General features: G+C 70.5%; 15 protein-coding genes. 9 read left to right on the top strand and 6 right to left on the bottom strand.

Annotation, left to right across the window (positions count from 1 at the left end):
- Entirely contained in the window at positions 1–996 is a 996-nt protein-coding gene (locus ACZ6SF_RS23235; protein WP_466064397.1) for a polysaccharide deacetylase family protein, read from the top strand.
- Positions 997–1008: 12 nt separating this feature from the next.
- Here the strand turns inward: ACZ6SF_RS23235 and ACZ6SF_RS23230 are convergent, their stop codons facing one another.
- The 3 genes from ACZ6SF_RS23230 to ACZ6SF_RS23220 all read right to left on the bottom strand — a co-directional run bounded on the left by ACZ6SF_RS23230 (position 1009) and on the right by ACZ6SF_RS23220 (position 4983).
- Positions 1009–1974, bottom strand: coding sequence for a TIGR00341 family protein (locus ACZ6SF_RS23230; protein WP_466064395.1), 966 nt, complete (start codon positions 1972–1974; stop codon positions 1009–1011).
- 7 nt (positions 1975–1981) lie between these two features.
- Positions 1982–2179, bottom strand: a complete 198-nt coding sequence (locus ACZ6SF_RS23225; RefSeq protein ID WP_466064394.1) for a hypothetical protein — start codon at positions 2177–2179, stop codon at positions 1982–1984.
- Positions 2180–2349: 170 nt separating this feature from the next.
- On the bottom strand, positions 2350–4983 hold the full coding sequence (locus tag ACZ6SF_RS23220) for a winged helix-turn-helix domain-containing protein (RefSeq protein WP_466064393.1): 2634 nt from the start codon (positions 4981–4983) through the stop codon (positions 2350–2352).
- A gap of 222 nt (positions 4984–5205) precedes the next feature.
- Between ACZ6SF_RS23220 and ACZ6SF_RS23215 the strand changes: the two genes are divergently transcribed.
- The 6 genes from ACZ6SF_RS23215 (at position 5206) to ACZ6SF_RS23190 (ending at position 11426) form a co-directional block, all read left to right on the top strand.
- The gene (locus ACZ6SF_RS23215; RefSeq protein ID WP_466064391.1) at positions 5206–5580 is read left to right on the top strand and encodes an SHOCT domain-containing protein; all 375 of its coding nucleotides are present in this window, start codon (positions 5206–5208) and stop codon (positions 5578–5580) included.
- A 35-nt stretch (positions 5581–5615) separates the two neighbouring features.
- Complete coding sequence (locus tag ACZ6SF_RS23210; RefSeq protein ID WP_466064929.1) at positions 5616–6752, top strand: AI-2E family transporter; 1137 nt, start codon at positions 5616–5618, stop codon at positions 6750–6752.
- Positions 6753–6845: 93 nt separating this feature from the next.
- Positions 6846–7274, top strand: coding sequence for a DUF7144 family membrane protein (locus tag ACZ6SF_RS23205; RefSeq protein ID WP_466064389.1), 429 nt, complete (start codon positions 6846–6848; stop codon positions 7272–7274).
- 37 nt (positions 7275–7311) lie between these two features.
- Positions 7312–9003 carry a SulP family inorganic anion transporter gene (locus tag ACZ6SF_RS23200; RefSeq protein ID WP_466064387.1) on the top strand — a complete coding sequence of 564 codons (1692 nt, stop codon included), beginning with the start codon at positions 7312–7314 and terminating at the stop codon, positions 9001–9003.
- A gap of 54 nt (positions 9004–9057) precedes the next feature.
- Complete coding sequence (locus ACZ6SF_RS23195; protein ID WP_466064385.1) at positions 9058–9717, top strand: GAP family protein; 660 nt, start codon at positions 9058–9060, stop codon at positions 9715–9717.
- Complete coding sequence (locus ACZ6SF_RS23190) at positions 9714–11426, top strand: SulP family inorganic anion transporter (RefSeq protein WP_466064384.1); 1713 nt, start codon at positions 9714–9716, stop codon at positions 11424–11426. Before ACZ6SF_RS23195 ends, ACZ6SF_RS23190 begins: the two co-directional genes overlap by 4 nt.
- A gap of 18 nt (positions 11427–11444) precedes the next feature.
- Here the strand turns inward: ACZ6SF_RS23190 and ACZ6SF_RS23185 are convergent, their stop codons facing one another.
- Positions 11445–11675, bottom strand: a complete 231-nt coding sequence (locus tag ACZ6SF_RS23185) for a LapA family protein (RefSeq protein ID WP_466064382.1) — start codon at positions 11673–11675, stop codon at positions 11445–11447.
- A gap of 285 nt (positions 11676–11960) precedes the next feature.
- On the opposite strand from ACZ6SF_RS23185, the gene ACZ6SF_RS23180 reads away from it, so the two are divergent.
- A complete protein-coding gene (locus ACZ6SF_RS23180; RefSeq protein WP_466064927.1) occupies positions 11961–13778 on the top strand; it encodes an alkyl/aryl-sulfatase in 1818 nt (605 codons plus the stop codon).
- Between the two features lie 227 nt (positions 13779–14005).
- Positions 14006–14416, top strand: a complete 411-nt coding sequence (locus tag ACZ6SF_RS23175; RefSeq protein ID WP_466064380.1) for a DUF7144 family membrane protein — start codon at positions 14006–14008, stop codon at positions 14414–14416.
- A 2-nt stretch (positions 14417–14418) separates the two neighbouring features.
- Here ACZ6SF_RS23175 and ACZ6SF_RS23170 read toward each other — a convergent pair whose 3' ends face one another.
- Positions 14419–15126: a response regulator gene (locus tag ACZ6SF_RS23170; protein WP_466064378.1), complete on the bottom strand. Its 708-nt coding sequence runs from the start codon at positions 15124–15126 to the stop codon at positions 14419–14421.
- Positions 15123–17660, bottom strand: coding sequence for a sensor histidine kinase (locus tag ACZ6SF_RS23165; protein WP_466064377.1), 2538 nt, complete (start codon positions 17658–17660; stop codon positions 15123–15125). The genes ACZ6SF_RS23170 and ACZ6SF_RS23165 overlap by 4 nt, the downstream gene beginning before the upstream one ends.
- Positions 17661–17762: the final 102 nt, after the last annotated feature.

The following is a 17762-nucleotide window of genomic DNA, read 5'->3' as shown; positions in this document are numbered from 1 at the left end:
GTGAGCATTGTTCGGGTCGTCGTGGCGGCGCTGTGCGCGGTGGGCGCCGCGGCCTGCGGTGCGACGGCCGAGACCGCGCCCGCCCCACCGCCGCCGCCTCCGCCCACGGTGACCACCACCCCGGGACCCGATCCCGCGGCGGTCGGCGCCGACGAACTGGGGCAGGTCCCGATCCTGATGTACCACCAGCTGTTCGCGCGCCCGGCCGGCGAATACGACCAGACGCCGGCGGAGTTCCGAGCGGAACTGGACCGGCTCTACCGGGAGGGCTACCGCCCGATCACCGCCGCCCAGTACATCGCCGGTGATATCGATATCCCCGCCGGGACCCATCCGGTGGTGCTCACCTTCGACGATTCGACCACGAGCCAGCTGCGATTCGGACCCGACGGCAGACCCGCCCGCGACTGCGCCGTCGCGATCCTGGAGGAGTTCGCCGCCGCCCATCCGGATTTCCCGGCCCGGGCGACCTTCTACGTCACCAACGACGCCTTCGGCGGTGAGGCGCGGGCGCTGCCGTATCTGGCCGCGCACGGTCACGAGATCGGTTCGCATACCGCGAGCCACGCGAATCTCGCCGACTCCGACGCCGCGCGGATCCAGCGCGAACTGGCATCGAACGTGGCCGCCATCGGCGCCGCCGCGCCCGGAACCGCGGTGACCACGCTGGCCCTGCCGCTGGGTATGGCGCCCGGCGATCCCGCACTGGCGCGGGCCGGCAGTTCCGGCGGCACGTCGTACCGGTTCGACGCGGTCATGCTGGTCGGCGCGAATCCGGCGCCGTCGCCGTTCGGCGCGGTGGACCCGGGTCAGGTGCCGCGGATCAGGTCCGGTCTGGGCGCGGTGCCGTTCGACAGCGCGTATTGGCTGGATCAGCTGGCCGCGGATCCCGGTGCCCGCTACACCTCCGACGGCGATCCGGACCGTATCTCGTTCCCCGCGGAGTCGGCGGACCGGCCCGCCGGCCGGTGGGCCGGGCAGGCGCGGCCCTACTGACCCGGAGCCGGTTCAGTCCGTGACCCGGGATCCGACGGTGTGCACGAGGACCACCTCCGGGCTCCACGGCACCAGCGAATCGACGGACCGTTTCAGCTCGTCGACGGGCGGCAGCTCCTCGGGCGCGCGGATCTCGATGGTGGCGGTATCGCTGTGCAGCGTCACGTCGGTGACCTGCGCGCCCGGGATATCACGCAACCACTGCCGGGTCGCGTCGGCGATCTGGTCGGCCCACAGCGAGGTGAGTGAATTGACCACCATCGGAATCGCGACCACGACCAGCGCCGCGGCCAGGACCGCGTAGGCGCGCCCGCGCCGCGCGGCGCCCGCCCCGGCTTCGTGGGCATACCCGGTGAACACCAGGACCACCGCGGCGGTGATCATCATCGCCACCATATTGGAGGCGAACAGCACGAACGCGCCCAGGCCGAGCGCGGGCGCCCCCGAACCCAGGCAGACTCCCACCACCGCCAGCGGCGGCACCAGCGAGATGGCGATCGCGACCCCCGGCAGCACATCACCCACATCGCGCCGGGTGATGGCCACCGCGCCGACGAGCCCGGTGGCCAGGGCCGCGGACAGATCGACGATCCGGGGCGAGGTGCGGCCGAGGACCTGCGAGTTGCCGAGCACATCGGTCGGAATCGGCAGGAGTTGCGCGACCAGGAATCCCAGCAGGATCACCGTGGCGGCGCCGGCCGCCACCAGGAGCAGACTGCGGGCGACGAGCCGGGCGTCGCTGGTGGCGATACCCAGACCCACGCCCAGGATCGGCACCGACAGCGGCGCCACGATCATCGCGCCGATCACGGTGGCGGTGGAATCGCCCACCACCCCGGATACCGCGATCACCCCCGACAGCACCAGCATGATCCAGAACGCCGACCGTTTCGCGCGCGAATCGCCGGTCGAGAGGTTCAGTCGTTCGGTGACCTCGTCGAGGGTGCGGCGTTGGCTCGCGGGGACCAGCGCGGACATCGCCGTCTCAGTCCGGCAGCCGGTGCATCTCGAGCACGGTGAGGCCGAGATTGTCGATACGGGCGAGGATCGTGCGGACACCGGTGGAATCGGTGACCGGGCCCGACAGCACCGTGGTGCCCTGGTCGAGGTTCCCGGTGAGTTCGGGGAAGGCGGCGAGCGCACGCTCGGAGAGTTCGCCGTCGATGGTGAACTGGTATCGCATCGCCATCTCCTGCTGGTCGCGGCTCGGGTGGGCGGCGTTCCGGGCGTGGAGAAAGCGGTCCGGGTGCCGGTGATCCAGTGTCGCCCGGCGCCCGGGGCGGGCACCTCGTCCGCATCGGGTGAAAGACGGCCGCGGCGCGGGGAACTCGCCGCCGCGGCCGGTCCGGGCCGTCAGAGCAAGCCGGCGCGGCGGGCCTCTTCGAGCGTTTCCATCCGCGAACTCGTCCCCAGCTTGGCGTAGATCCCGCGCAGATGGGTTTTCACCGTATTGATGGAAACGCCGAGATCGTCGGCGATGTGCTGGGTGGTGCGGCCCGAGGGGAGCTGGCGCAGGATGGTCGCCTCGGTCGCGGTCAGCGGCGGGTGATCGGCCCGGCGATGCGCGTGCCGGCTGGCCCGCACGGTATCGGCGAACGCGCTGTGGTGACCGAAGCATCCGGCGTAGTAGTCGAGCAGTTCGACCGCGCCCGGCACATCGAAGAACGGCCGGGTGATCTGGTGGCTGGCGGCGAGCCGCAACCCCTGCTCCACCGCCTCCCGGGATTTGGGGTCGTTGCCCAGCTGGTGATGGGCGCGGGCATCCAGTAGCAGCGCGGTCAGCCGGCTCACCGGATGGGCGGCGGGGGTGGCCGTCAGCAGCGGTTCCACCTGGGTCACCACGGCCTGATGGTTCCCGGCGAACGCGGCCAGCGCCGCGCCGGCCAGCACGGTGTCGGGTGTCCGGCCCAGGACCGCGCGGGCCCGTTCGACCAGCCGCTGCGCGGTGGGCGCCTCGTTCACGCCCAGCAGGGTCCACACCGCGGCGCCGAGCAGACCGCCGCTGAGCGCCGGCGGCGGATCGGCGTCGAGCACCCGGCCGATACTGCGGCGCAGCCGGTCGGTGGCGGTGGCCCGGTCGGTGGCGCACTGGCAATGCAGCAGCGTGCCGACGGTATGCGGTAGCCAGCCCGCCACCGGGCCCGGTGTTCCGTCGCGCCGGATCCGTTCGGCGCACAGGATTTCGATCCGGCCCGGTTGCGGATCGGTGCCCTGCAGGTAGGCGCCGTAGGCCTCGAGAGCGGTGGCGTGCACGGCCTCGGGCAGATCCAGCAGATCGTGGTCGCGGGCGATGGCGCGGGCGCGTTCGGCCCGCTGCCGCATGGTGGTGATCGATCCGGCCAGTCCGGCGGTGACGGCCAGCCGGGTCACCGCGATCAGCCGCAGTCGTGGATGGCAGCGGGACCGGGTGCGGGTCAGCGCGACCCGTAACCGCTCCTCGCCGCGGGCGAGTTCGCCGCGCAGCACCAGCACCGTTCCGGTGGTGACGGCGAGATAGCCGTCCAGATCGGGCCGGTCGGCCGGCGGTAGCCGCTCCGGCAGCACGATCGATTCCGGCGCGACCCCGGTGGTCACCGCGAGTTCGGCGTCCACGGCAGTGCCCAGCGCCTCGAGCCGGTACGGGCCCGCCAGCGATACCGGTTCGTCGTCGGCCTGCAGCCGGGTGCTGTCGCGGTAGGCCAGCGCCGATCCGCTGTCGCCGTGCAGCAGCGCGTCGGTCGCCTGCAGCAATCGCAGGAACGGGTCGGTCAGCACCTCGGGTACGGTCCCGGCCAGCGCGTCGAACAGCGCCTCGCCGTGGTCGGCCAGGACCAGTGCCAGTGCGTGGTCGGCCAGGAACGAGGCCAGTGGGCGCCGGTCGGGCACGGCCAGCAGATGCCGCAGCGCGGCCCACAACTCACCCGTGGCCGTGAGCTGGCGGGCGGCCCGCAGATGCAGGTCCGCACACAGATCCTGGCCGAGGCGGTTCGCCTCGGCCAGGAAGTAGGCCCGCAACATCGGATGGTAGGAGAACCAGACCGTGCCGCCGCGCGAGAGCGAGGTCATCGGGAACTCGAGCCGGTTCAGCTCGTAGAGCTGGTGTGCCGCACCGCCGCCGACCAGATCGTCGGCGAGCTGCTCGGTGAACTCCTCCGGGATGCTGGTGCAGGTCAGGAACTGGCGCAGTGAGGGTGAGAGGGTGTCGATGAGTTCACCGACCAGGATATCGGCGAACGCGTGCGGGGGCCGGGCCAGCGCGGCCAGCGCGTCGGTGTGGTCGACGGTGTTGGTGGTCAGATAGATCGCGGCGATCCGCACCAGTGCGGCCCAGCCCTCGGTCAGCGACATGAGGGTGTCGAGATCGCCGTCGTCGAGTGCGCAGTCGTGGCCGTCGCAGAGCTGGGCGGCCTCACCGGGGGACAGCGCGAGATCCCGGGCACTCCACCGGGTGAGCCGGGAATGCAGATCGAGCAGATGCCAGCGGATCGGCGGATCGAACCGCGCGCAGAGCACGGTCGTCACCGAATCGGGCGCGTTCTGCAGGAAGTACTCCAGCCCGGCCAGTGCCAGCGGGTCGGTGATCAGATGCGCGTCGTCGATGACCAGGACGGTCGGCGTCGGCTGGGCGGCCAGGGCCGCGAGGAGCGCGTCCGCTTCGCCGATCCCGGCCGCGGGCCGCGCGGCGACGATACCGCGCAGGTGCAGGCGCGTCCGCAGTTCGGCCCACAGCGACATCTGATCGCGGATCGTGATCCACGCCGTGCGGGTATCCGGGTGTGTCCGCGGCAGATGGCTCGCCGCCCAGTCGGCCACCGTGACGGTTTTGCCGATACCGACCGCTCCGCGGATCAGCAGCACCCCGCCGTGACCGCGATCGACCACCGAGTCCAGCGCGGTATGCAATCGGTGCCGGGCGACCGGGGTGAACGGGAAGAGCGGGATAGGTGATCGCGACCGAGCTCGCGATACCGGGCGGCCCGTCAGATCCAGTGTTGGCGAAGTGGTCACGGTGCCTCCCGACGAAGATGTCCGAAACAGCACTAGCACGCACTCAGCGGGAGCCTACCCGAGGCGAGACCGGGGCCGAGCGGTCCTGAACCAACCTGTTACCAGGGCGTATCCGGCCGGATTCATCCGTGACGGGTGAGCCGGAAGCCGGTGCGCGCGACCTAGCGTGGCGGCTGTCGCCGCCCGCGGGGACCCCTGTATCCGAGGCAAACGAGGTGGGCCATGTCGTTCTGGGAAGCGCTCTGGCTGGTCGTGGTGAGCTTCGCGTTCATCGCGTATCTGCTCCTGCTGTTCCACATCATCGGTGACCTGCTGCGCGACCGGGAGACCTCCGGGTGGGTCAAGGCACTGTGGGTGGTGCTGCTGATCCTGCTGCCGCTGGTGTCCTCGCTGGTGTACCTGATCGTGCGGGGCCGCGGCATGACCCAGCGAACGATCGCCGCCGCCGAACAGATGCAGACGGCCGAGAAGCAGTACATCCAGCAGACCGCCGGGACCAACCCGGCGACGCAGATAGCGGACGCGAAACGGCTTCTCGCCGACGGCACGATCACCGAGGCCGAATACGAACGACTCAAGGCCAAGGCCATGTCGTGACCGATTCCGCCGCAGGCGCGGCGTCGGGATGGTCGATGCCGCGCGGACTCATCGTGCTGCTCGCCACGGCCTCCGGGGTCGTGGCGATCGGCGGGACCAAGATCTTCTCCGGGGTACTGGGCCCGGTGTTCCTGGCGCTCATGCTCGCCGTCGCGGTGCAGCCCATCCAGACCCGGCTCCAGCGCCGGGGCGTGCCGCCCTGGCTGGGCATGCTGGCGGCCCTGGTCGTGGTGTACCTCGTACTGCTGGGACTGGTGGCCGCCCTGGCGGTATCGGTGGCCCAGCTCGCCACCTCGCTCCCGGACTACACCGATCGGTTCGCCGATCTGCTCGATCAGATCCGGACCCTGCTGCACAACTTCGATATCGACAAGGAGCGGATCGAGCACGCGCTGAGCGGTTTCGATTTCACCAAGGCGATCGACCTGCTCGAAACGCTGCTGGTCGGGCTCAGCGGGATCTTCTCCGATCTGGTGTTCATCCTCGCGCTGCTGCTGTTCATGGCCTTCGACGGGATGAGTATCGGCCGCCGCACCGGGGTGCTGGCCACCATGCGGCCCGATATCGCCGGGGCGCTGGGCGCCTTCGCCGCCGGCACCCGGAAGTACCTCATCGTGTCCACCGTGTTCGGGCTGATCGTCGCCGTGCTCGACGGGGTGGCGCTGTGGCTGCTGGCGGTCCCGTTCCCGCTGCTGTGGGCGCTGTTGTCGTTCATCACCAACTACATCCCCAATATCGGGTTCGTGGTGGGCCTGGTGCCGCCCGCGCTGCTGGCGCTGCTGGACAGCGGGTTCACCAAGATGATCTGGGTCATCGTGCTGTACTGCGTGTTCAACGTGGTGGTGCAATCGGTGATCCAGCCCAAATTCGTCGGCGACGCGGTCGGCCTCAGCGTCACGGTCACCTTCCTGTCCCTGGTGTTCTGGACCTGGGTGCTGGGCGCGCTGGGCGCGCTGCTGGCGATCCCGCTGACCCTGCTGGCCAAGGCGCTGCTGATCGATATCGATCCGTCCACCCGCTGGCTGACCGTGCTCATCAGCGATCGCGCCCCCGATCACCCGGACACCTCCGGGCCCCGGCGGGAGGACACCGGCGAGCCCGAGCCGGGAAAGAGCGCCGGCCCCGGGCGCGGGAGCCCCGGAGACGGCCCGCCCGCGAAGCCGGACGCCTGAGCCGGGACGGCCGGATTCACCCGCGCCGGGTGAGGCGCGGCGGTATCGCCGGGCGCGAGAGTCGTGCCACACCTGTGCTCGGAAGGAGTGGAGATGACAACAGCACCGGACCAGAGGGCACGCACCTCCGTCGAATCGCCGCTCCGGCAGGGGGTGGCCGCCGGCACCTCGATCGGGGCCGCGATCCTGCTGCTCACCGTCGGCGTGCTGTCCCTGCTGCAAGGTATCGCGGCGCTCGCCGACAACGGGCTGTTCGTGGTCGGGACCGATTACATCTACGAATTCGACCTGAACACCTGGGGCTGGATCCATATCGTGCTCGGCGCGGTCCTGATCATCAGCGCGCTCGGCCTGATGACCGGTACGGCCTGGGGCCGCGGTCTGGCCATCGGCATCCTGGCGCTGTCGATCCTGGCGAATTTCCTCTGGCTGCCCTATTACCCGTGGTGGTCGACGCTGGTCATCGTGCTGGATATCGTCGTGATCTGGGCCATCGCCACGTGGCGGCCACGGACCACCTGATCCGGTACTCCGGCGCCCGCCGGGACCGCCGGTATCCATGAAGCGCCGGGCCCGGTGGCTGCGCGCGGTCCTGCCCGACGAACGGATGCGGCGCGACGATGTGTTCGCCGGGCTGGCCGGCGCCATCGGCAGCATCCCGGACGGTATGGCGGCCGGGGTGCTGGCCGGGGTCAGCCCGGTGCACGGGCTCTATGCCGGTATCGCCGGCCGGATCGCGGGTGGATTCGCCACCGGCACCCGGCGGATGGTCGTCACCGCGACCAGCGCGTCCGCGCTGGCGGCGGGTTCGGCGCTGCTGGCGGTCCCGGAGGACAACCGTCCGGCGGGACTGGCGCTGCTGACGCTGCTCGCCGGGATGTTCATGATCCTGGCGGCGGTCCTGCGGCTGGGCCGCTACACGCGATTCGTCTCGCATTCGGTGATGACGGGGTTCCTCGCCGGAATCGCGGCGAATATCGCCTTCGGCCAGCTCGCCGACCTCACCGGGTCCGATACCGACGCCGATATCGCCGTCGCGCGGGCCGTTCAGGTTTTCGTGCATCCGGGCCGGATCGACCTGCCGTCGCTGATCACCGGCCTCACCGCGATCGCCCTCATGCTCGGGCTCGCCCGCACGCGCCTGCGGATGGCGGCGGCGCTGGCGGCGCTCGCGGTACCGACGGCGCTGGTGGTCGCCTTCGGCTGGGATTCGGTGGAACGGGTGTCGAGCAGCGGGGAGATTCCCGCGGGCCTGCCGAGCCTCGGCCCACCCGATCTCACCCTGCTCAGTCCCGCCCTGATCAGCGGTGCGCTGGCGGTGGCGGTGATCGTGCTGGTCCAGGGCACCGGGGTGGCGGAGGCCGCACCGAACCTCGACGGGTCGCGGGTGGACGTGAACCGGGACTTCACCGCGCAGGGGGTGGGGAATATCGCCGCCGCGCTGGTACGCGGTATGCCCGTCGGCGGTTCGATGGGGCAGACCGCGCTCAATCAGGTGGCCGGCGCCCGCACCCGCTGGGGCGGGATCTGGTCCGGGATCTGGGGCCTGGCGATCCTGGCCGCGTTCGCGCCGGCGGTCGGCCGGGTGCCCATGCCGACCCTGGCCGCCGTCCTGATCGTCGCGGCGGTGGGGTCGATTTCGCAGGCCCGGATCAGTGCCATCTGGAGTAGCGGCTCCACCTCCCGGATCGCGCTGACAACGACCTTCGTCGCCACGCTGGTGCTCCCGGTCGCCGCGGCCGTCGGCGTGGGCGTGGCACTGTCGCTCCTGCTCCAGCTCAACCGGGAGGCCATGGATCTGAAAGTGGTACGGCTGCGCGCCGAGGGCCACCGGCTCCGTGAAGCGCCGCTGCCGGCGACGGTCTCCGACGACGAGATCGTGATCCTGGATGTCTACGGCAGCCTGTTCTACGCCGGTGCCCGGACCCTGCAGGCCCAGTTACCCGATCCCGCCGGCGCCCACGCTCCGGTGGTGATTCTGCGCCTGCGCGGCCGTACCACGGTGAGTGCCACCTTCTTCGTGGTCGTGGCCGCGTACGCGCGGCGGCTGGCCGAACACGACGGCCGGCTCTATCTGAGCGGAGTCGACCCACGGGTCCGCGACTTCTGGACCGATGATCTGCTGGCGGCGCAGGGGGTGCGGCTGGAGTTCTTCCCGGCCACCGCGACGATCGGTGAATCGACGCTGGCCGCCTACGCCCAGGCGCGGGTCTGGTTGCGGGATCATGACCGCCCGGCGGATCCGGGCTGATTTCACCCGTTACGTATGACGGTCGCCGCGGCCGGACTGCCTAGCGTGACGGGTATGGGCACAGTGATCGGTGATCTTCTTCCCCTGGCGGTGGGAGTGGCGATCTCACCCATCCCGATCGTGGCGGCCATTCTCATGCTCCTGTCCAAGCACGCGTCGGCGGCGGCGGGCGGGTTCGCCCTCGGCTGGACGCTCGGGATCATCGTGGCCACCGAGGTGTTCATCGTGCTGGCCGCTCTGTTCGGCCTGGACTCCGATACCGGGCCCGGCGCCGCCGCGGCCTGGACCGAGATCGTTCTCGGGGTGCTGTTGCTGGCGGCGGGGTTCGTCCAGTGGCGGCAGCGGGCCGAGACCTCGACCCCCGGCTGGATGCGGGGTCTCGATGAACTGACCACCGGTAAGGCCGTCGGGCTGGGTGCGCTGCTGTCGGGGGTGAACCCGAAGAACCTGCTGCTGTGCGCCTCGGCCGGTGTCGTCATCGGCGCCGCCGGGCTGAGCGCGGGCGGGCAGGTCGTCGCCCTGGTGGTGTTCACGGTGCTCGCCGCGAGCAGTGTGCTGGCCGTGGTCCTGGGTTATGCCGTGGCGGCTGAACCGCTGCGGCCGGTGCTCGACCGGACCCGGGACTGGCTGGAGGCCAACAACCGGATGGTCATGGCGATGGTGCTGCTGGTCATGGGCGCGGTGGTGTTCGGCAAGGGAATCGGCGGGCTGTGAGCGAGGGGCGGGCGGCACCCGCCGCGGGCTCGCGGTGGCAGCTGTTCGGGTCGCTGCGCGGGTACCGGAGAGCATGGCTGCGGCCCGATGTGATCGCCGGGCTCACCGTCTGGGCCGTTCTGGTACCCGAGGCACTGGCCTACGCGACGATCGCCGGAGTGCCACCGGTGGTCGGGCTGTACGCGGCGGTGCCCGCGCTGGTGCTGTACGCCCTGGCGGGTAGTTCGCGCCATCTCGTGGTGGGGCCCATGTCGGCCACCGCGGCGCTCTCGGCGGCGTTGATCACCCCGCTCGCCGGGGCGGACGGTGGGCGCTATATCGCGCTGACCACCGCGCTGGCCATCGCGACCGGGGTGGTGGGGTTGATCGCGGGACTGCTGCGCCTCGGGTTCGTGGCCGCGTTCATCTCCGAACCGGTACTCAAAGGGTTCATCATCGGGCTGGCGCTGGTGATCATCATCGGGCAGGTGCCGAAACTGCTGGGAATCGAGAAACACGAGGGTGATTTCTTCGCACAGACGTGGGGTGTGCTGACCGGTCTGGGCGATACCCGGTGGCGGACACTGCTGGTCGGCGGTCTGAGCCTGGCGCTGGTGCTGGGGTTGAAACGCTGGCTGCCGCTGGTTCCCGGTTCGCTGGTGGCCGTGGTGGCCGGGATCGTGGCGGTCGCGCTGTTCGATCTGGACGACCACGGGGTCGAGATCGTCGGGACGATCGAATCCGGGCTGCCCGTTCCCGGCCTGCCCGACGCGGGATTCCACGACTACCTGGATCTGCTGGGCCCCGCCGTCGGTGTCCTGCTGATCGGTTTCGCGGAAGGGCTGGGCGCGGCCAAGACCTACGCGGCCCGGGAGGGCTACGAGGTGGACCCCAACCGGGAGCTGATCGGCCTGGGCGCCGCCAACCTGGGATCGGGGCTCAATGCCGGCATGGTCGTCAACGGCAGTCTGTCCAAAACCGCGGTGAACGGTGCGGCGGGCGCCAAGAGTCAGGTCAGCGGGCTGGTGGTGGCGGCCCTGACGATAGTCACCCTGCTGCTGCTCACCGGCCTGTTCGAACAACTGCCCGAGGCGACACTGGCCGCGGTGGTGATCGCGGCGGTGATCGAACTGGTCGATATCGCGGCGCTGCGCCGGCTCTACCGGGTGTGGTCGCGGTGGCTGGGCAGTATCTACGGCCGGGCCGCGCGCGCGGATTTCGTCGCCGCACTGGCCGCGATGCTGGGCGTCCTGCTCTTCGATACGCTGCCCGGACTGCTCATCGGCGCGGGAATCGCCATCCTGCTGCTGGTATACCGCACCTCGCAGCCGCATATCGCGACGCTGGCGCCGAGCGACGGGCTGTGGCTCGACACCGCCCGGCATCCCGGCCTGAGCGGACGGCCCGATGTCCTGGTGGTGCGGGTGGAGTCGGGGTTGTATTTCGTGAACGCCGATTTCGTGCGCCACCGAGTCGAGCATCTGTGCACCGACCGGACCCGGCTGGTGGTGCTCGACGCGGAAACCTCCCCGGCGATCGACGTGACGGCGGCGACCATGCTGCTGGACCTGCGCGACACCCTGGCCCGGCGCCGGATCGACTTCCGGATCGCCCGCTCGATCGGGCAGTTCGGCGAGGAACTCACGGCCGCCGAGGCGGGGAGCCACAGCATCGCGGTGTACCCGACCATCGCCGCCGCGCTGGGGGATACCACCACACCGGGCGGGTAGGGCTGAACAGCCCGGTCCTCAGCGGCGCGAACGCCGGAACAGCCAGCCCGCGACCATACCGGCCAGGAACATGATCAACAGGATCAGCCACATCGGCGAGGTGACCGTGACCAGCAGGAATTCGATATTCACCCGGTCGCGGTTCGCGAGGATGAACACCACCGCCAGAACGGTGACGACGAGTGCCAGCCACTGATTCAGCGTGATCCGGGACAGCAGCGACTTCTTCGGCGCGGGCTGGTCGGTCATGGCGGTCCTCCGGGTACGTCTCGGATGGTGCGGACTGCCCGAAGTGTGCGCCGCCGCGGCACGCCGGTACCTCACCCGCGGCGGATGAGGTGCCGCCGCCCTGGCCATCCCGGCGGCGGCGGGGCGGGATATCACCCGCAACAGGCGATTGCCGGAGCACGCCGGATGGTTAGCGTCGGCCGCAACCGGTGTGCCGCCGCCGCCCCCACCCGTCCGGGCGGCGGCCGGATCCCACGCCGGCGACCGGAAGGCCGGCCGATCTCGCGAAGTGAGGTAACGATGACCATGCAGGTGGACTTCGACGACACCACCGATTTCGACAACGCGTCACGCGGTTTCGTCGCCGGACTCGAGAGTCCCCAGGTGCGCACGGCCGACGGCCGGGTCATCTGGGATATCGACGCCTACCGCTTCCTGGACGGGGACTGCCCGCCGACCGCGAACCCGAGTCTGTGGCGGCAGAGCAAACTCTGCAATATCGCGGGCCTGTTCGAGGTGACCGAGGGCATCTATCAGGTGCGCAACCTGGACCTGTCGAATATGACCTTCGTGGAGGGGCGCGAGGGCGTGATCGTCATCGATCCGCTGATCTCGGCCGAGACCGCCGCCGCCGGCCTGGCCCTCTACCGCCGTCATCGCGGCGACAAACCGGTGACCGGGATGATCTACACGCATTCGCATGTCGACCATTTCGGCGGCGCCGAGGGGATCCTCCCGGAGGGCCATCCGGCGGTGCCGATCCTCGCGCCCGAGGGTTTCCTCGAACACGCGGTCTCCGAGAACGTCTACGCCGGTAACGCGATGAGCCGGCGCGCGGTCTTCATGTACGGGGCGGTCCTGGCGAAGGCTCCCGACGGGCAGATCGGCGCCGGCCTCGGGATGACGACATCCACCGGCACCGTCACCCTGATCCCGCCCACGGTCGATATCACCCATACCGGCCAGGAGGAGGAGATCGACGGGGTGCGGATCGTCTTCCAGCTCACCCCGGGCACCGAGGCACCGGCCGAGATGAACTTCCTGTTCCCCGATCGGCGCGCACTCTGCATGGCCGAGAACGCGACCCACAATATGCACAATGTGCTGACCCTGCGCGGCGCGGTGGTGCGTGATTCCCGGATCTGGGCCCGGTACCTCGACGAGGCCATCGCGCGATTCGGCGACAAGGCCGATATCGCCTTCGCCTCGCACCACTGGCCCACCTGGGGCCGCGAGAACTGGACGGCCTGGCTCGCCGGGCAGCGGGATATGTACTCCTATATGCACGATCAGACGCTGCGCCTGACCAACCAGGGTTTCACCGGACCGGAGATCGCCGAACAGCTGGAGTTCCCGCCCGCGCTCGACAAGCTGTGGGCCAATCGCGGGTACTACGGTTCCACCAACCACAATGTGAAGGCGATCTACCAGCGCTATATGGGCTGGTTCGACGGTAACCCGGCGCATCTGTGGGAGCATCCGCCGGTCGAACAGGCCCGGCGCTATGTCGCCGACTACGGCGGTATCGACGCGATCGTCGCGAAGGGCCGGGAGTACGCCGGCGCCGGAGATACGCGGTTCGCCGCCACCCTGCTGGGGCACGCGGTCTTCGCCGAACCCGGCCACACCGGCGCCAAGGAAGCGCTGGCGCGGGTGTACGAGACCCTCGGCCACGGTGCCGAGAACGGTACCTGGCGCAATTTCTATCTCGTCGGCGCCGCGGAACTACGGGGCGGGCCCAGCCCGATCGCGGCCCAGACGGCCAGTGCCGAGATGCTGTCGGCGCTGACCCTGGACATGATCGTCGATTCCCTGGCGGTCCGCCTGGACGGGCTGCGCGCGGCCGAACGCGATTTCGTCATGGACTGGGATCTCACCGACGAGAACCGGGTGCACCGGCTCACGGTGTCGCGGGGCGCGCTCACCCATCGCACCCCGACCCCGGAAACGCCCGCCCCGGAACCCGCGGATCTCACGCTGTCGCTCACCAAACAGCAACTGCTGGGCGCGGTGGCCGGGCAGGGATTCGACGGGATCACCATGAAGGGCGAGGAGAGCCTGCTGGAGTGGTTCGTCGGGCTGCTCGACACCCCGGATCCGCGCTTCCCGATCGTCACCCCGTGAGAGGCGGGGCGGTGCCCGCGCGCCCGGCCGCGTCCCGCCCCGGCGGCAGCGCGGGCCCCGGTCGCGCGCGGGCGGTGTCGCGCCGGGCCGGGCGGACGCGGCTTCACCCCCGGCGGGTGATCATCTCCGCCGTCCCTCCCGGCAGGCTGAGGGCACCCGGCGCGCCGGTGCCCAGGTCCTGGCGCGCCGGTGCAGTCCACGGCAGCGCACACGAGGAAGGCGCCCAGATGCAGTCGAAGTTCCGGGAGCGGCCACCGACCGGACGGGCTTTCGCCGCCGCCGGTTCCGTGGCGGTCGCGGTGCTGCTGCTCGGCCTGGCGGTGCTGGAACTGGTGCAGGGGATCGCGGTGGCCCGGGGCGCCGACTGGCTTTCCTCGGTACCGCGGTATCGCTACCGTTTCTCCACGACCACCTGGACCTGGATCCATATCGTCGACAGCATCGTGCTGACCGTGGTGGGTATCGGGCTGATCGCCGGGATCACCTGGGCCCGGGTGGCGACCGTCGTCCTGGCGGTGGTGACCATCGCGATCAACTTCCTGTGGCTGCCCCGGGCGCCGCTCTGGTCGATCATCGTGATCGCCGGGTGCGCGTTCACGATCTGGGCGGTCACCGCGTGGCGCCCGGAGCAGATGTAGCGCTACTCCCGGAAGCGGTGTCCCATCCCGGGTTCGGTGAGCAGATGCCGCGGATGGGAGGGATCGTCCTCGAGTTTGCGGCGCAGCTGGGCCATATAGACCCGCAGGTAGTGGGTTTCGGCCTGATACGCGGGACCCCACACCTCGCGCAGCAGTTCGCGGCGGCCGACCAGTTTGCCGCTGTTGCGCACCAGCATCTCCAGCACACCCCATTCGGTGGGCGTGAGGTGGACTTCCCGGCCCGCCTTCACCACCTTCTTCGCGGCCAGGTCGACGGTGAACGAATCGGTCACCACCACGGGTTCGCCGGTCTCCGCGGATTCCGCGGCCCGGCGCAGCGCGGCGCGCAGCCGGGCCAGGAACTCGTCCATCCCGAAGGGTTTGGTGACATAGTCGTCGGCGCCGGCGTCGAGGGCGTCCACCTTGTCCGCCGAATCGGTGCGCGCCGAGAGCACGATCACCGGGACCCGGGTCCAGCCGCGTAATCCGGCCAGCACCTCGATCCCGTCGATATCGGGCAGGCCCAGATCCAGCACCACCACATCGGGTTTGCGTTCGGTGGCGGCGCGCAGGGCGCCCGCCCCGGTGGACGCGGTGACCACGTCGTAGCCGCGCACCGACAGGTTGATCCGCATGGCGCGCAGGATCTGCGGTTCGTCGTCGACCACCAGAACGGTGGTCCCCCGACCCGGCTGCGGTCCGGTATTCATCGTGATACCTCCGTGGGGGTCGAATCTCCGCCGACTCCGGCCGCGGCCAGGTCGACGGTGACGGTGAGCCCACCGCCCGGGGTGGGAGAGGCGGCCACCGACCCGCCCATGGCGACCGCGAAACCGCGCACCACCGACAGGCCCAATCCGAGTCCGCTGGTGTTGTCGCGGTCGCCCAGCTGCTGGAACGGGTCGAACATCCGCTCGGGGTCGGCGCCCGGGAGGCCGGGACCGTGATCGACGACCCGGACGAATACCCGCCCGTCCGAGGCCGCGGCGTCGATACGCACCTCCGATTCCGCACCGTAGCGCAGGGCGTTGTCGACGAGATTGGCCAGGACGCGCTCGAGCAGGTCCGGATCGGCCTGTACCGCCGCCGGTCCCACCCGCACCGTCACCCGGTCGAGCGCTCCCCGCCGCGCGCCGCGCGGGCTGACCCCCACGCTGACCAGTGCCCGGTGCACCACTTCGTCCAGGTACACCGGGCGCAGCGTGGGGCGCACCACGCCCGCGGCCAGGCGAGAGGAGTCGAGCAGGTTACCCACCAACGCGGTGAGCTGATCGGCCGATTCCTCCACCGTGGCCAGCAATTCGGCCCGGTCCTCGGGGGAGAACTCCACATCGTCGGACCGCAGGCTCGAGGTCGCCGCCTTCACCGCCGCCAGCGGGGTGCGCAGATCGTGGCTCACCGCCGACAGCAGATCGCGGCGCAGCCGGTCGGCCTCGGCCAATGCGGCCGCCTTGTTCGCCTCCTCGGCCAGCTGCTGCTGGCGGACCAGTCCGGCGGCCTGGTTGGCCACCGCCTCCAGCACCCGGCGGTCGCGTGCCCGCAGGGTCGGCCCGGCAAGCAGCAGCCGGTAGTCACCGTCGTGGACCTCCACCGCGGTATCGGCTTCGCCGCTGCCGCCGGGCGGGTCGTCGCCGACGGACGCGATCACCGAGCCGTCGCCGTGCCGCAGGCATACCGAGCGCTGGCCGTAGGTCTGGCGCAGGCGCTCGAGCAGCGCGGTCAGATCGGCGCCGCGCAGTACCGAACCCGCGAACAACGCGAGCAACTCGGCCTCGCGCGAGGCCTGTCCGGCCTGTTCGGCCCGGCGGGCGGCGGTATCGACCAGTACCGCGACCGCGACGGCCACGACCAGCAGCAGCAATGCGGGCAGGAAACTGTTCGGCTCGGACACGCTGACGCTGTAGCGGGGATCGGTGAACAGGACATTGAGCAGGACGCCCGCGATGAGCGCCGCGGCGATCGCGGGCAGCACCCCGCCGAACAACGCGACCGCGAGCACCGCGACGAAGAACAGCGCGCCCTCGCTCACCAGATCGAGGTAGGGGTCCAGCCATACCGCGATCAGCCCCGCGATCAGCGAGGGCACGGCCAGTGCCGCGATCCAGGCGGCGGTGCGGCGGCGCACCGGCCGCCACCGTCGTCGTCGTCGCCCCGCCTCCTCATGGGTCACCATGTGCACATCGATCGCCCCGGAGCGCTGCACCACATCGGCGCCGATACCCTCGTCGAACATCCGGGCCCAGCGCGAACGCCGCGATGTTCCCAGCACCAGCTGGGTCGCGTTGACCAAGCGGGCGAAATCCAGCAGGGCCGCCGGGACATCGTCACCCACGACGGTATGCAGTTCCGCGCCGAGATGGGCGGCCAGCGCGCGCACCGCGGCCATCTGCGGTGCCGCCACCCCGGCCAGGCCGTCGCCGCGCACCACATGGACGACGATCAGCTCGGCGCTGGACTTGGCCGCGATCCGCCCCGCCCGGCGCACGAGCGTTTCCGATTCCCGGCCGCCGGTCACCGCCACCACCACCCGCTCCCGGGCCTCCCAGGTCTCGGTGATCCGGTGGTCGGCACGATATCTGGCGAGCGCGGCGTCCACCTGGTCGGCGAGCCACAGCAGGGCCAGTTCCCGGAGCGCGGTGAGATTGCCGCGCCGGAAGTAGTGCGCGAGCGCCGCGTCGGCCTTCTCGGGCGCGTACACATTGCCCAGCGAGATCCGGCGCTGCAGGGCCTCCGGGGTGATGTCGACGAGTTCGATCTGGCCGGCGGCGCGCACCACCGCGTCGGGCACGGTTTCGCGCTGGGTGACGCCGGTGATCTGCTCCACCACATCGTTGAGGCCCTCGAGGTGCTGGATGTTCACGGTGGACACCACGTCGATCCCGGCGGCCAGCAGTTCCTGGACGTCCTGGTACCGCTTGGCGTTGCGGCTGCCCGGGGTGTTGGTGTGCGCGAGTTCGTCCACCAGCACCAGATCGGGCCGGCGCGCCAGCACGGCGTCCACATCCAGCTCGTACTGCACCGTGCCGCGGTAGGGGATGGTCAGGCGGGGCAGCTGTTCGATGCCCTCCAGCAGATCCGCGGTCTGCGCGCGACCGTGCGTCTCGACCACCGCGGCCACCACGTCCTGCCCGCGGCCCAGGCGGCGGTGCGCCTCCCCGAGCATGGCGTAGGTCTTCCCGACTCCGGGGGCGGCGCCGAGATAGATGCGCAGTTCACCCGGGGTGCGGTCGTGTGTGGTGCTCACTCCGGCATCATGTCACCGAGCACGGTTCACACGCCTGGCGACGCTGCCGGACACCGGATACCGCGACCGTGACCACGCGAGGGGCCGGGATCGACACTTCGC

The organism is Nocardia sp. NPDC049935, from assembly GCF_055586645.1.
Note: the sequence above shows the minus strand (reverse complement) of the source record. Positions and strands in the feature narration are given on the sequence as shown.